Origin of the sequence: Bradyrhizobium sp. UFLA03-84, from assembly GCF_002289535.1 — a bacterium.
GTDB lineage: Bacteria > Pseudomonadota > Alphaproteobacteria > Rhizobiales > Xanthobacteraceae > Bradyrhizobium > Bradyrhizobium viridifuturi.
Genome location: NZ_NSJY01000012.1, coordinates 77,692 through 92,103, shown reverse-complemented (window position 1 = coordinate 92,103; position 14,412 = coordinate 77,692). Strand labels below are relative to the sequence as shown.

Below are 14,412 nucleotides of genomic sequence, written 5' to 3'. Positions count from 1 at the left end.
CAGCTTCTCCGAACCGGGCGGCCGGGAGCCTCTCTCGGCCTCCAACCCGTTCGCGGACAAGCCTGTCCAGCTCTCGCTCTCGCTTTCGGCGGCAAATGGCGTTCGTTGGCGTGTGCCGCGCTATCGGAAAAAACCAGGTCGCGCCGTCACATGGCGGATCGGATGAAGCTCAAATGGCCGCCGGCGGTGGCAGAGGCGATTATGTTGACTGCCCCTGAGCCAAGACGTTGGGGCGAACACGAAGCTGAACGCACGGAAATGGGTTCGTGGCAGCGATTGTATGAATCAGCCGATCGTGTCGACGCGAGAAGCCAGAGATTCCGATGTCGTCGTCGCAATCCCTGCGCGGGTCTCGATCCCGCAAGAATTCGAAACTGCCCGGACCTGGCAGTCCGCGATGGACATGACGGCGAGAGAGCAGCGCCCATCACCCCTGAACGTAAGGGTAGGCGTACCAGGCCGGAGACCAGGATCTCCGGCTTGGCTGACATTACGCCGCGCGGTCGAGCAACTTCTTGGCCTTGGTCTCCATGTCCAGGCGGACATCTTGATGCGGCTTGTCACGCGCGACGGCGGTGATGCCCTGCACGAAGTCGAAGATGCTTTCAGGCGGGCGGCCCTCCTCCGCCAGCACCGCATCTATCACCTTGCCTGTCTCGGCCTTGGAGAAGCCGCGGCGGCGCAAGAACTCGGTGCGATCCTCGTCACTGCGTGCCACGATCCGCGCGCGAGCGGCCTTGATGCCGTTGACGAACGGCATGGGTGAAGAGTCGGCGAAGCTCGACAATGCCGGGGCTGCCTCGTGAGCAAATCGCGAGGCTGCGTATTTGGAATGGCGGATTGTGATCTCCTCGAAATCTTCCACGCCCCACAGATTGCGATTCTGGCAAACCGCACGAAGATAGAAGCTCGCCATGCCGAGGGTCTTCGCGCCGACTTCCGAGTTCCAACAATAGAAGCCTCGGAAATAGAGGTCGGGCGAGCCGTCGCGAAGACGACCGGCTTCGATCGGATTCAGATCATCGACCAGAAAGATGAAAACGTCCCTGTCTGATGCATACAGGGTCGTCGTGGCCTTGGAAATGTCGACACGGGGATTGTAGATGCCGCTCGACCAGTCGAGTACACCGGGCACCTTCCATCGTGTATCGCCTGTGCCATTGCCGGCGATGCGCTGTACGGCCTCGACCAACTCGTGGTCGTAGATCCGGCCATAGTCGGGGCCGGTGACGGCGCGAAGCTCGACACGGCTCCCCTCGGTCTCGAGCGTTTTGATCTGCTCCAGACGATTGGCGTTCAAGCCATATTGCAGGTTGATGGCTGCGAGTGACGCAGGGAGCTGCCGCAGGTAAGCGGCCGGAGCGCCAACCTGGCTTGCAAGCTGACCGAAGCTCCAATGCGTCGGTGCAACCGGAGTGTCGGAGCCGGGCAACATCAAGGCCAGCCGCTCAGGGTCGGCACGGCTTGCGTTGACATGGATCAGCGCGCTTTCGACCACGCGCGTCCGGCTGCGGTTCGCCCGATCGTGCACCGTGCGGGCCAGCTCATCGAGCGACAGGTAACGCTGATCTGCTGGGCGGGAAAACCACTCCGAGGACACCCGACCGACGCGCTCGCCGCGCCTCACATCCACTTTGTATCCGCCGCTCGCAATTCGGCCGGCATCAACAATTTGCATATTCATGGCAGCAATCTCCATGACGGGCGCCGGAAGACTCTCCTCCGACCCTCAACCCGTCATGGCCAAGGCCACCCCACTCTGCCTCTCCCTTTTTACGGCCACCCCGAGGCCCAAGACATTCCGGCGCCGCCGCAGCTACCGTCAGGGATGGAAGCCCGAAGGGTGAAAACCCGGCGCAAGCCGGGGTTTCAGCGTGAGCCGACAGCCCGCTCCCGCAGGGAGACGGCAATGAACCCGAGACCTACGGTCCATGGATGCTCACGGCGTGACGATGCCAGATTGCGGCGGCGGAACATACCGATTACGGAAAAGACGAATGTCCCGTGCGCCTCCCGGCCCCCGCACGACTGTACAGGCCACACTATTGATCTCGATGGTCGTCTGTCGCTGGTTCGGCAGTAAGCCGTGCTGACGTAACTGAAGAATCAGGGAAGCAGGGGACGGTTGATCGCGATGGACCCAGTTCGGCCCGACGACAGGGCCGAAGTCCAGATGCCCGGAGCCATTCATCGGCCCTGTTGTTGCGCGATCCAGTCGCTGGTGATGGCGTGAAGGCTCGGCGGAAGACGAAGGTCCGGCGGCTTCTTGATTCTGAAAGCCGAGTCCGCGCAACGGACCCACGACAGACGGCTCGGCTTGATGGCCGCGCTGCATTGCGAATACGTGGGCGACTTCGCGTACCGTTGAGTCGTCGCTGCGTACTCTGTCTCGGGGCGGCACCGGTCGAGTCAACTCGAGGATGGCGCGCTGGCGACGCAGGTCCTCCTCTGAAGCAGTGAAACCCACACTGTCGCTGGTATCATCTCGGCTCTCGATGGAGTTATCGAAACTGTTGACGGTGTCGTGTCGACGCCGCAGGTCCTGGGCCCCTTGAGGACGCACAGGCTCGACGGGAAATGACGATGCGGCTTGCTGACCCGAGTGGTCGGTTCACGGGCGATATCATGCCGCACAAAGCGAGGGTCGTCGGACAACGCAAGCAGCAACCGCTCCGCCGAAGCTCCCTGCCTATTGGCGGCCCACCGCTCAAGGCACCACTGCCTATATTCGTTAGTATCCGCCTCGGAGGCAATACCGCCCGAGCTATCCAAAATGCCGTTGCGGTCGACAATCCCGGTAAGGCGGTCAGTAGGCCGCCCCTGCGACGGATTTCGCACAAGACGAGGACCGTCGCGCAACGCAGACTCACGATAGGGAGGATTCAAGCGAAGCTCGGGCGACGTTCCCCTATCCCGGCCAGCACCGCGCGAAACTCCTGCGACATACTGCCCAGGGAATTGTCGCCCGCGTTGGATGATCCGACTCTTCTCAGCGCGACTGGTTGCTGGCGAAACTCCGTTGGATCGGCTGATGGAGAGGCTTCCGTTCTCGGGTGCTGGATTTCTTCATCCTCGATGATTGTTGGCATAGCGTGCGTAGACAAAGCTCGTTCGATAGAAGCCATACCTAGTCTCCCGGAGAACCGCCAAAGCCGGCTTTCGATAGCGGTAGACTGCCGAGCTTAGCTTACAGGATGCTGACAAGCTCCACGACAAAGGCGGTGCCTGCCTTGAGACGACTCCAGACGTGCGAACTTAAAGCCGCCCGTCGCGCGCGTCCATCTCCCCGGCCGGGGACTTCGGCGACTTCAGCAGCGCAGATCCTGTATCGCCACAGGTAAGACAACAACTTCGCGAATTTACCCCAAATCTCCTAAACGATGACCACACAAGAGAGATTAGATGAAGCCGCGCTGCACGTTCGCTTAACGCGACGCAAGCGGCGCAGGCGGGCGGCGTGGCGTCGAGCCAAAATCGCTCCGTCAAGCAAATCGATCCAGGAGACGTGAATGAAATTGGTGAAGACCTCCGTATTCGCATGCGGCCTTGCGGCTTTCCTTGTTTACCCAGTCATTGCGCAAAGCCTTGCCGCAGATGCCAAGGCTCGCAAAGGCGAAGCATCAAGCGTACAGAGCGGGATAAGCGATGATGACGACCCGTCGCCTAAGCTCAGGGCCGCTGGCGCAAAAGCGGGCAGGAAGTCGACCAAGGGCGCAAAGAATGCAGACGACGGCAACGCGTCCGACAATGAAGCGGTTGACGACCCTGCGTCCAACAGCACGCCGATAGGCAGCAAGCGGCACTGACGCGAAGACCTGTTGGGTCAACCTCCGGTCGCCCTGCGGCCGGAGGTTCAGTTGAAGCGCAACAAGATGGATAGCAGGATTGGGATGGTTGCCAGCTTCCAAGAACACGGCGAAGGAAGGAAGGGTCCAGGCGTGAACTTCCGCGGCTGTCCCGGACGGACGCCCAGGCCCTGACCAACCGCGGCGCAACGGCGGCAATCCTCAATAGCGCGAACAGCTAGATGATCTCGAAGTACCGCCGACGTTCAAAGTCAGTCACCCGATGTTGAACGGCCTCCCACTCCCAGCGCCGGGAGCAGGAAAAGGCCTCGACAAACCTTTCTCCGAACACATCATTGGCCGCCGGCGACTGTGCAAACCGATATGTTGCCTCCGACAGGCTTTGAGGCAGCCTTCCGAAGCGCGGACACATTTCCATGCTTGCGTCACCGACGATCGAAGCCGGCAAGTCCGCATCGGTCTCGACGCCCAGCACACCCGAACCGATAGCACATGAGAGAGCGAGATATGGGTTCATGTCTGCACCAGCCAGCCTGTACTCGAGGCGATGTGAAAACGGCTCTCCCGGAATGGCCCGCACCGCGCAGGAGCGGTTGTCAATTCCCCAGCTTGGGCAGACCGGCGCCCAGTAGCCGGGGACCAATCTCTTGTAGCTATTGAAGTTCGGCGCGGCGAGGACACAGAACTCATTCATGTAATTCAGTTGTCCGCCGACAAAATGCCTCATGATCTTTGAGACGTTGCCAAACGCGTTACTATCGTAAAACGCATTCTGTCCGTCCGAGAACACCGAGATGTGAATATGGCCCGAGTGGCCGGGCCAATCCTCACGAACCTTGGCCATGAATGTTGCCATCATGCCTTTCGTCTGCGCCCAGGCTTTTATCATTGCCTTGAAGATGATGGCTCGATCCGCAGCTTCCAGGGCATCACAATGATGAAGTGATGCTTCAATCACGCCCGGCCCTGTCTCGAAGTGCAAGCCGCTGAGAGGTATTCTGGCCTTCTCACAAAGCGCCAAGATCTCGCCGAACAGCTCCTGGTGCGCGACAGAGCGCGCAATCGAGTAACCGAAAGGCCCTCGCGTGAACGGAGCCCATTGGCCGAACGGTTTGTCCTCAATCGTGTCGGCGTTCTCATTGAACAGCATGAACTCGAACTCGAACCCGGCCGTGCAGCCGTATCCGTGATCAGCTGCCCTTTTCAGGACTTTGCGCAGGATACCTCGCGGGCAGATGTCCTCATGTGCGCCCATAAACTCGGCAAGGTAGAGATCCTGATCGCCGAGATAAGACACCAAACGGCCGGTGCCAGACAGAACACGCAGATCGGCATCTCCGAATGCTGAGAGTGGCTTTTGCGTGAATCCTTCGGGAATGAGGCGGTCCGCACAATCCCACGCCAGCACCGCTTCAGAGAACTTGACGATCTTGTCTCCATTCGAGAGATCTTCACCCAGGACGTGCTTACCTCGAAGGATACCGTCAAAGTCGCTCACGCCAATCATCGCCGCACGAGCTGAGTTCGTGCGCGCCACACGGATGGCGGTCATTCGCCGCCTTCCTGCGCCATCAGATCGAACACCTGGTTCATCCGCAGCGCACGCAATTGGCGATAGTCATCCTCAAGCTGTGCCAGGTCGTTATTGACGAGGTACACGATGCCTGGTGTGGACACCAGGTCGATCGTCGGGACCAGCTTTTGGCCTATGGGAACGAATGCGATGGCATCCGCAAAGCTCGAGAGGTGACGGATTGCATCCAATCCGGAGTAACCGGCAACGACACCGCTCATATCGGAGATCAACGAGACGCACAGTGCATGAGCCTGTCGCTTGTAGGCCCCACGCAACCTCATACACTCACCAAATTCCTTGGGATTTGCGTACCGCCAGGCCGTCAGCGACATATGATTGTCACCCAACGCCATGGTCCTGGCCTTTGCCGACATGGTTCCTTGCAGTCTCGCTCCGAAATCAACCAAAACTGGTCCGCGATCATCGACGATGATCTCCGCATGCGCTGGTCCGTTGACGATCTGAAGTGCCTGCAACGCACGCACAAGATAATCGGACAACTCCAGAACGATTGGCTCCCTGGATCCGAGCAACCACTCGCGTGAGCAGACCGACGATGCGCCCTCGACGGGAACGGTCTCATAAGTCCAGGCCTCGGTGATGAACGCTTCTCCATCGATCGAGACGGCATTTACGGTATATTGCTGACCGTTTATTTTCTCCTGTGCAAGCGCCAGTTCATTGAACGCTCCGACCCGGTTCGTCTTTCCGACGATGGCAGCCAGAGCGCGCTCGACATCCGCATCAGCCGAGCAGAAGAACACGTCCTCCGTGCCTGTGCTATTTAGTGGCTTGATCACGATCTCATCGAAGTTCTCTTGACGTTTCCAGCTAGCGATTTCAACGGCATTGTCAGACACGACCTGCCTGATCGATCGCACGCCTGCTGCGGCCAACGCTTCGGACATCCGCGATTTATCACGCCGGGCGGCTGACAGAGCCGTCCCATTCGAAGGCAACCCCAGCCGTTCCGAGATGGAATCGGCGAGCTCAACTCCGGTCTCAGACCCCGCTATAACGAACTCCAGCTCCCTGCCGCGGAGGGCCTGAAGATGAAATTCGACGATCTCGTCGTGGGCCATGCATTCGTGGGGACGAATGACTTCATCGTACAGGTCCGCGTCGAAATGCGACTGGAAGATGGCTGGGATCTGTGCAGCCGACATCACGTGCACCGTTCCAATTCCGTACCGCCTGAACTCTTCAGGTAGAAATCGGCCAGTCGAATATGCATCGACGATTACACATTTGCGTTCGTTCATGCGGTCCTCCGATATTGCGAGTAGACGTTGCCGACAGCGACAATCGTGATGAGAACATTTCCAATGAACGTGTGGAGCGAAGGCACGATACGAGAATCGAAGTACTGGAACAGGAACGTGATGACAGGGGCGGTGGACAGCACCATGTTGACGGTGAAGGGCTCGACGCGGCGGATGCCCTCCTGGATCAAAAGCAACGGAACAATGATCGTGGAAAGCCCAATCGCTGCGATCGCAGGCCAATGCTGCGAGATCTCAAGCACGATGGAGGAATAGTCGACCAGTCCCAGCAATAGGAAAATCGTTCCATAGAACCGATGCGCCAACACTTGTCGACCGGAAAACCCGCAATCGAATAGTAGTTTGACCAGTATATTTGTGAGCGCCAGCGATAGGCCCGCCACGATTGCGAGGACGATGCCGAAGGACGATTGCGGTCCCCACTGCACACCCGCATTGCCGCTGACCGAGATCCAGATCATATAGCCGCCAATCATCGCAATCGTAACGCTCACGACGATGTCGGTTGCTGGCGGGATACCCTTCCGCCTGATCAGCGCATTCAACCACACCGTTGCGGCGGGTCCTATCGCCACCATGAACGCGACGACGATCGCAGGCTCGGCGTATTTCAGGCCGACAAATAATCCGATCCAGCTGACCGCGGTCACGAGATTGAGCGACACAAAAGCGACGAGCGCTGGCTTCGTCACTCGTGCCTTGCCCGTCCCGTGACCAGCGAGCAGATTGAACGACAGACATACCGCAGCAAAGGACACCAACAGAGCGACGAACAGGTCTGCCTGCTGAAAATACGATGCCGCATACACCTCTCCTGCCGCGCTCAGGACGACGTAAAGCGCCACGAAGAGAACTCCCAGAGCGAAGCGGCTTGTCGATCGTCCGCCGTTCGTTCGAGGTTGCTGCGGCGCAGCACGCAGCCCGAACCATGCCGGCGCGTCGGTTTCGACGAACTCCTTTTTCGATCTAGGCGGACCGCGTTTGGTTTGAAATGTCACTGTCCACCTCTCGTGCTTCTTTGTTCGGCGTACGCAACACACGCCTCTCCGAACGCCGTGAATAGTCGCTTGCTCAGCAGATCGGTCGAGGCGTGCCATTCGGGGTGCCATTGCACGGCGATCTGCAGCGTCGGCGCGCCCACGACCGAAACCGCTTCGACCAGGCCGTCAGGCGCCCACGCCTCCCGTCTTAGGGCGCTGGCGAGCACCTCTATGCCTTGATTGTGAAGGGAGTTGACCTGTGCTTCGACGGTGCGCGCGATCGGAAAGAGCGCACCGTCGGGACATACCCTGATACTGTGCGCGACATCGTACTGGCGATCTCTCGGGCGGTCTGTCTTCTCGGCATGCATCTGGCCACTTCCTAGACTCCACGCGCTAAGGGATGAGCGAAGCGTGCCGCCGAAATAGACGTTGAGCTCCTGCAGACCGCGGCAGATGCCCAGGATCGGCATTCCCTGCGCAATGGCGTTTCTGATCGCTACCCCGGAGAGCCTGTCCCGGGGACGATCACGGATTCCAATCTCGATGTCTTGCTGATCAGGCCCTGGACAGGACGCAGGCGCCCTCAGAATGGCAGGATCGACGTTGGATTCGTCTCCTGTCAACACGAGCCCGTCGAGAGTCCGCATGATCGCCCGTGCGGTCTCAACGGACGCATCTTCAGCGTCGATCGTCGGCAATATGACGCAGGCCACGCCCGCATGATGAAGCAGAGCCTTGACGTACTTGCGCCGCAACCAATCGCGATGCACTCCATCGACCAACAGACGGTTCGAGGTGATGCCGACCACGGCGCGGGCTTTGTCTGGCCGTTGCAACGTCACGCGGGTTGTCCGCTCGTGCTGGCACCGCGCACAGACTGCTCATACAGTCGTCGGTTTCGCTCCTTCAACTGAGTGATGACGCTCGGCTGACCTTGCGGCCCCTTGACGAAGAGCCCTCCCCAGCTTGCGGCAACCTTTGCGTAAGCCGGATCCTGCATCCTGATTTTCTGGGCTTTGTGCAACAGCCAGAACGGGATGCCAGGCGAGAGGTGATGCTCGAGGTGATATTCATCCAGGTTTTGCCCAAGGATAGCCCGCTCCAGGAAATTTCCTTTGCGATTCCTTGTCAGATAGACGTTCTGCGTCTCGGTCTCGCACATCGGTGAATGCTCGGCGAGTTCAACAAACCAGCCAAGCACCTGGAACGTGGTGAGATAGGGCACGATCCAGAACAGGATCACGATGTGGAGCAGCCCAAGGGCATATGATCCGCCCAGGATGCAGATCCAGAAGAGATAGAAGCCATATTTGTCGATAAGTATGCCTGAGCGGCTCTCGTCCTCGGCATCCCTGATCGAAAACCGGTTGGTCCAGAGATACTTCAGGTACGCCACCGTCGCACCGCCAAATATCGGCTTCCAGATCAGGTTGAACGCGTATCGCTCAGGCGGCTGCACGTCGTAAACACCGTTGGCCAGGAAGAACTTCAGGTCAGGATCCTTGTCCGGGTCGCCGAGATATGGATGATGCAAATAGACGTGTGAGATCCGGTAGGCCCAGTGGCGCTGGAACAACGGATAGGCAGCGAACAGAATCCCAAGGACGTAGTTCCAGGTGGTGTTCTTCGCGAGCGTGCGGTGAGCCGCATCATGGGCGATCGTCGTCAATCCACGCTGGTAGGCGCCGATCAGAAGGACCGCGAGCGGATACAACCACCATGAGACCGACACGGTCGCGAGCGTGCACGCCGCGATCACGACGTAGTCTTTCGCGATATAGGCAGCACCCGTTATGTTATCGGGCCTCAGCTCGGAGAGCTGCCTATTGATTTCGCGACTGAATGGAACGGCCTCATAGCGTGACGACCTCAGTTTCCAAGCTTCTGGCTGATTCATGAGAATCCCTTCCTGATCACTTTCTAGGTTGTCAGATTGCGGCAAGCGCCTTGTGCAGATCGCGGACAATGTCGTCGACGTCCTCGATGCCGACGCAAAGCCGGATCGAACCGCCAAATATGCCCGCGGCCTCGCGCTTTTCTCGTGGAACGGTTGTGTGTGTCGTGGAGACGGGATGCGTCACCAGTGTGCGCGCATCCCCAACATTCGAAACGTGATACATCAAGTCGACGTTCTGGATGAACTTGCGTCCGGCCAGCTCGTCCTCCACCTCAAACATGACCATTGCGCCGTGCCCATATGCCGGGTTGAGCGTCTGGTCGACGGTTTCCCGATCGGCGCCTTCGAAGAGCCCCGGATAGAAAACACGGCGCACCTTTGGATGCTTCTTGAGAGCGTCTGCGACGACCCTGGCGTTGGCGCAGTGCTGCTTCATGCGAAGCGGCAGCGTCTCAAGCCCCTGGATCAGTTGGAAGCTCGCAAACGGAGCGATCGCAGCCCCGGTATCGCGCAGCCAAGTCATGCGAGCCTTCAGCAGAAACTCGCTTTTTCCAAGATCGTCGACATCCTGCAGCGCGCTGCGCCAGATAATCCCGCCATGCGCCTCGTCAGGACCGTTGAACAACGGAAAGCGGGAGGCTCCGCGGTAGCTGAACTTTCCATTGTCGACAATCAGCCCGCCCAACGTGGTGCCGTGACCGCATATGTATTTCGTCGCGGAGTACGTCGTGATCGCAGCACCGAGATCTGACGGCCGGCATACCAGTGGCGTCGTGGTATTATCCACCACCACGGGAACGCCGTACTTCCGACCGATCTCCGCCAGTTGCTTGACCGGAAGCGGAATCAGACAGGGGTTCGAAATCACCTCTCCGAACAGGCATATCGTGCGATCATCGATGGCACGTTCGAACGTCTCGGGCCTTCGAGGATCCGCCGTCCTGACGCTGATGCCAAGACGCTTCAGCGTGTTATGGAGCAGGTTCCAGGTATTGCCATACAGATAGGGCGAGGCGACGACATTATCCCCGACCTGCCCGCTTGCCAGGTTGACGATGGCAAGGAAGGTTGCCGCTTGCCCTGATGCGACGGCGAGCGAATCCCTTCCCGTATCGACCGCCGCATACCTTCTTTCCAGCGCGCGGGTCGTCGGATTGATGATCCTTGTATAGGTGAACCCATCAGCCTTTACGTTGTAGACGTCGGCAATGTGGTTCAGATCGCCATCGAGTTCATAAGCCGTGTTCTGATATATCGGCACGGCCACAGCCTTCGTCACCGGGTCGCGACGGTAACCCGCGTGCAGAACGGCAGTCTCGGGGGACCATGGCACCTGCGCGCTTGCTGCCACGCGAGGCGGCACCTTGACGAGGGCCTGGGACGTCTCCTGGGCGGATATTGGTCGCGCTGCCGCACCCTGACCAGGGCGGAAGTATGTCCGGAAGGCGCAACCCAACTGCTGAATCCATCCGGATTGAATTTCCCCGATGCAGCCGATCCGGAAACTCCGCGTCGCAATGTGCAGCTTGGAGTAGATGTAGAGGTTGTGGCTCGCCAGGTGGCGATACAGCCCATCGAATGCTGCCTGATCCGCCATCCCCGACGGCGCAACGAACGCAACGCAGACCGGCGACTGCACGTTGGCGGCCAGCAGCGGGGAGACCACTCCTTCGAGTTCGTTGAGCAGATCGTCCCTGACCTTCTCATACCTGCGTCGACGGGCAGGAATGCTCTCTTCCTCCAGGATCTCCAGTGCCCTGGTCGTTGCCTGAACGATGTGGGTGGGAGGTGTCGAACGCCATTCACCTGTGCGCTCCAGCGAGAGCCATTGGTCTCTCACGTCGAGCACAAATGACCTCGGCTCTTGAACCGCTTTCTCCAACAGTTCGCGAGAGGCGATGACAAACGCTACGCCCGGAGGCCCCTCTATGCACTTGTTGCTCGACGTGACCAGGACGTCAGGGCCCCCCCTTGCTCAGGTCAATATCGATGCCGCCAAAAGAACTCATCCCGTCGACGATCGTCTTCACGCCAAGCCGCCTCGCCTCCTCCACGATCGCATCCAGCGGATTGACGATGCCGGTCGTGGTCTCGCAATGAACGAAACACAGGTGCGTAACGCCAGGATTTCGGTTCAGATGCTCGCCGATCTCCTGAGGATCCAAAGGGTCGGTCGCCCGCTTGGCAAGCGTCTGCGCTTCGACACCCCATAGCCGCAGCATCTTGTATATGCGCTCGCCATAGATGCCGTTTATGCAAACGAGTGGTTTGTGGGCTGAAGACACGAATGTTGACAGAGCGGCTTCCATCGCAAAAGAGCCGCCTCCCTGAATCGGGACCACCGAATAGTCGTCGGCATTTGCCAGCAAATCGAGGATCAGCCGCCGCATGCGGGCGGTCACTTCCTTGAACTCGCAATCGCGCGATGCAAGGTCAAGCTGCATTTGGCTCCTGACATCCAGCGATAACGACAATGGACCAGGCGTCAGCAAAGAACGCTGTCTTGTCACACTATTCCCCCTCAGTTGTATTCAACGATGCATCTGGAACAAAACCGCCCCAGCAATCGAGACGGCGAGCGCCGTTCAAGAGCTTTGCGCCCTGCGCGATAGAGCCCCGGTGCGCTCCGGATCGGCAGTCGAAGAAGCTGCCCAGGGACAACCTGCACATCCAGTCGCGGATGCGATGTGACGTCTCGCGAGGCTCTTGAGCGATGTCATTCAGATCCCCCAACTGTTCGCATTATGACCGCCCCTCGAACCCCATTTGGCGCGACGCGCCACTCCGATCCCGCCATACGCATCCCGCAGATTTGAGCGCGAGTGTCGGCTTGTCGCCGCGCGTCGACAGTTCAACCGGACGGCTTACGCGGCGCCACTCCGGCAATATTGAAGTCGGATTAGCCGTGCGCGTCCGACCGTGGCGGCCGGCCCGGATCAGCACGGCGCATTTGATGATCGCCGCTTCCTGCGTGAGCCTAAGACTTGAGACATTCTCACACTGTCGTTCGTTGGAGATTTTTGTACGCTGACGACCCTCGCCGTCTATTTTTCAGATGGTACAACTTGACGTTAGGTGCGTTTCAACCCTCTCCGGCATTTTCTCGTGTGAATTTTTCCTGACGTACGCGTCCACCTTCGGGAGACAAGACGACCTGTGCGGAGGTTCTCGGACGAGCTCCGTAGTCGCCTGGAGTTCAATGACGCTGTCGGAAATCACCTGAGCTCGATGGCCACGGACAGGTGAGCTAGCCTGCTCCGCCCGCTGTTGCGTGCGCGGCGCTTTGCCACATCGGCAAACAGATACGCCGTCTGTTTGCATTCGATGGAGCGTCCGGAAAGCGGACTTTGGAGCGAGACGATGAGCGCATAGCCGGATGGCGAAGAGTAAGCAGCTTGCGCGGGCTCGAAGGCAGGTTTCTGACAGAACGATGATGGTCTAGAACGCGCGTTGCTTAGGAAATCGCTAGATGATTAAACCTCCTGAGAGCCGCACGTTTTGATCGCAAGTCATGCGCGGTCTGTCAGCAACCGGCCGCTCGATTTCCGTCCTGTCTGCGTAGTGTTCTGTCCCGTAAGTCCGTAGCATAATTATTGCAGAGGTTTCGGGTATCCTGATCGAAGGAGATACCCGATGCGCACCGGACGGCCGAAGGCGCCGCTGACGATTTCGAATGACGAACGTACGCAACTCACGGCCATCACGCGGTCGCGCTCGTTCCCTGCGGCGCTGACGCTGCGGGCAAAGATCGTGCTGGCCTGCGAACTTGAACCGAGCAATGTCATCGTGGCGACGCGGCTTGGTGTCAGCCCCCATACGATAGGCAAAGGGCTCAATCGGTTCGTCGCAGATCGGATCGAGGGACTCTACGACGAGATGCGTACAGGCCTCGCACGGTTGAGGATGAGGCTGTGGCCGAGATGATCACCAAGACACTCGCTCGCAAGCCCAAAGCCGCAACCCATTCGAGCGTGCGCCATCGCCTAAGAGACGGGCATTGCCAAGAGCACCGTTCATCGCTTGTTCCAACTCTTCGGGCTGCAGCCTCACCGCACTCGCAGCTTCAAACTCTCGACCGATCTCTTCTTTGTCGAGAAGCTGCGCGATGTGGTCGGGCTCTATCTCAATCCGCCTGACAAGGCCGTGGTGCTTGGCGTCGATGAGAAGAGCCAAATTCAGCCCTCGAACGAACCCAGCCCATGCTTCCTATGGGGTTCGGCTACATCGAAGGCGTCACCCACGACTACGAGCGTCATGGCACAACCGCTCTGTTCGCCGCCCTTAACGTGCTCGACGGCGCAATCACCGCTCCATCGTCAACAGGAGTTCCTCGCCTTCCTGCGCCACAGCGAAGCTAAGTGCCGCCCCAACTGGACATCCATCTCGTCGTCGATAACTACGCCACCCACAAGCATCCCAGTTAGGACCTGGCTCGCCCGACGCCCGCGTGGGCACATTCACTTCACGCCAACCTACGCCTCCTGGCTCAACCAGGTCGAACGCTTCTTCGCGCTCATCACCCAACGTGCGATCCGGCGGGGATCGTTCGATTCCACCGCCGACCTCGTCAAAAACAATCGACCGCTTTATCCGCCCCCACAATGCAGATGCTCGCCCCTTCGTCTGGACCGCAACTGCCGACTCCATTCTCCAGAAACTCGCGCGACTTTGTCAGCGAATTTGCTGGACAGAACACTAGGTCGCGCGTGCCACGTTCATGTGGGGCACCTCTGCCGTTTCGAGATGGCCGCGCCTGGCTCGGCGCGTTTGAATTGTCGGACGAGGTTGATACAACAGCACTGAGCAGGGCGAGCTTCGCCTGGCTCGAGGGGTGTGCCCACTCGAGGCGAAGAGACTGTTCATACCG

10 protein-coding genes and 1 pseudogene are annotated in these 14,412 nt (G+C 59.2%); 2 read left to right on the top strand and 9 right to left on the bottom strand.

The window, feature by feature from the left end:
• Positions 1-490: 490 nt before the first annotated feature.
• Together CK489_RS13865 and CK489_RS40795 are read right to left on the bottom strand one after the other, a co-directional pair.
• Positions 491-1,684 (bottom strand): DUF932 domain-containing protein, encoded by a 1,194-nt coding sequence (locus CK489_RS13865; RefSeq protein ID WP_095732666.1) that lies wholly within the window; start codon positions 1,682-1,684, stop codon positions 491-493.
• A 1,198-nt stretch (positions 1,685-2,882) separates the two neighbouring features.
• A complete protein-coding gene (locus CK489_RS40795; protein WP_128089675.1) occupies positions 2,883-3,125 on the bottom strand; it encodes a hypothetical protein in 243 nt (80 codons plus the stop codon).
• Positions 3,126-3,509: 384 nt separating this feature from the next.
• On the opposite strand from CK489_RS40795, the gene CK489_RS13860 reads away from it, so the two are divergent.
• On the top strand, positions 3,510-3,806 hold the full coding sequence (locus CK489_RS13860; RefSeq protein WP_050401222.1) for a hypothetical protein: 297 nt from the start codon (positions 3,510-3,512) through the stop codon (positions 3,804-3,806).
• Between the two features lie 217 nt (positions 3,807-4,023).
• On the opposite strand, the gene CK489_RS13855 is transcribed toward CK489_RS13860, so the two are convergent.
• The 7 genes from CK489_RS13855 to CK489_RS42250 all read right to left on the bottom strand — a co-directional run bounded on the left by CK489_RS13855 (position 4,024) and on the right by CK489_RS42250 (position 11,989).
• The gene (locus tag CK489_RS13855) at positions 4,024-5,358 is read right to left on the bottom strand and encodes a glutamine synthetase family protein (RefSeq protein WP_095732665.1); all 1,335 of its coding nucleotides are present in this window, start codon (positions 5,356-5,358) and stop codon (positions 4,024-4,026) included.
• A complete protein-coding gene (locus CK489_RS13850; RefSeq protein ID WP_050401220.1) occupies positions 5,355-6,644 on the bottom strand; it encodes an ATP-grasp domain-containing protein in 1,290 nt (429 codons plus the stop codon). Before CK489_RS13850 ends, CK489_RS13855 begins: the two co-directional genes overlap by 4 nt.
• Positions 6,641-7,663, bottom strand: coding sequence for an EamA family transporter (locus tag CK489_RS13845; protein WP_244486411.1), 1,023 nt, complete (start codon positions 7,661-7,663; stop codon positions 6,641-6,643). The genes CK489_RS13850 and CK489_RS13845 overlap by 4 nt, the downstream gene beginning before the upstream one ends.
• Positions 7,660-8,490, bottom strand: a complete 831-nt coding sequence (locus CK489_RS13840; protein ID WP_050401219.1) for a gamma-glutamyl-gamma-aminobutyrate hydrolase family protein — start codon at positions 8,488-8,490, stop codon at positions 7,660-7,662. Before CK489_RS13840 ends, CK489_RS13845 begins: the two co-directional genes overlap by 4 nt.
• Positions 8,487-9,545, bottom strand: coding sequence for a dhydrorhizobitoxine desaturase (gene rtxC / locus CK489_RS13835; protein WP_050631388.1), 1,059 nt, complete (start codon positions 9,543-9,545; stop codon positions 8,487-8,489). Before rtxC ends, CK489_RS13840 begins: the two co-directional genes overlap by 4 nt.
• A 31-nt stretch (positions 9,546-9,576) precedes the next feature.
• Positions 9,577-11,394: a PLP-dependent transferase gene (locus CK489_RS42255; RefSeq protein WP_349626931.1), complete on the bottom strand. Its 1,818-nt coding sequence runs from the start codon at positions 11,392-11,394 to the stop codon at positions 9,577-9,579.
• A 109-nt stretch (positions 11,395-11,503) separates the two neighbouring features.
• Positions 11,504-11,989 carry an aminotransferase class V-fold PLP-dependent enzyme gene (locus tag CK489_RS42250; protein WP_095732664.1) on the bottom strand — a complete coding sequence of 162 codons (486 nt, stop codon included), beginning with the start codon at positions 11,987-11,989 and terminating at the stop codon, positions 11,504-11,506.
• A gap of 1,189 nt (positions 11,990-13,178) precedes the next feature.
• On the opposite strand from CK489_RS42250, the pseudogene CK489_RS13820 reads away from it, so the two are divergent.
• Positions 13,179-14,244: pseudogene (locus tag CK489_RS13820) on the top strand (IS630 family transposase).
• Positions 14,245-14,412: the final 168 nt, after the last annotated feature.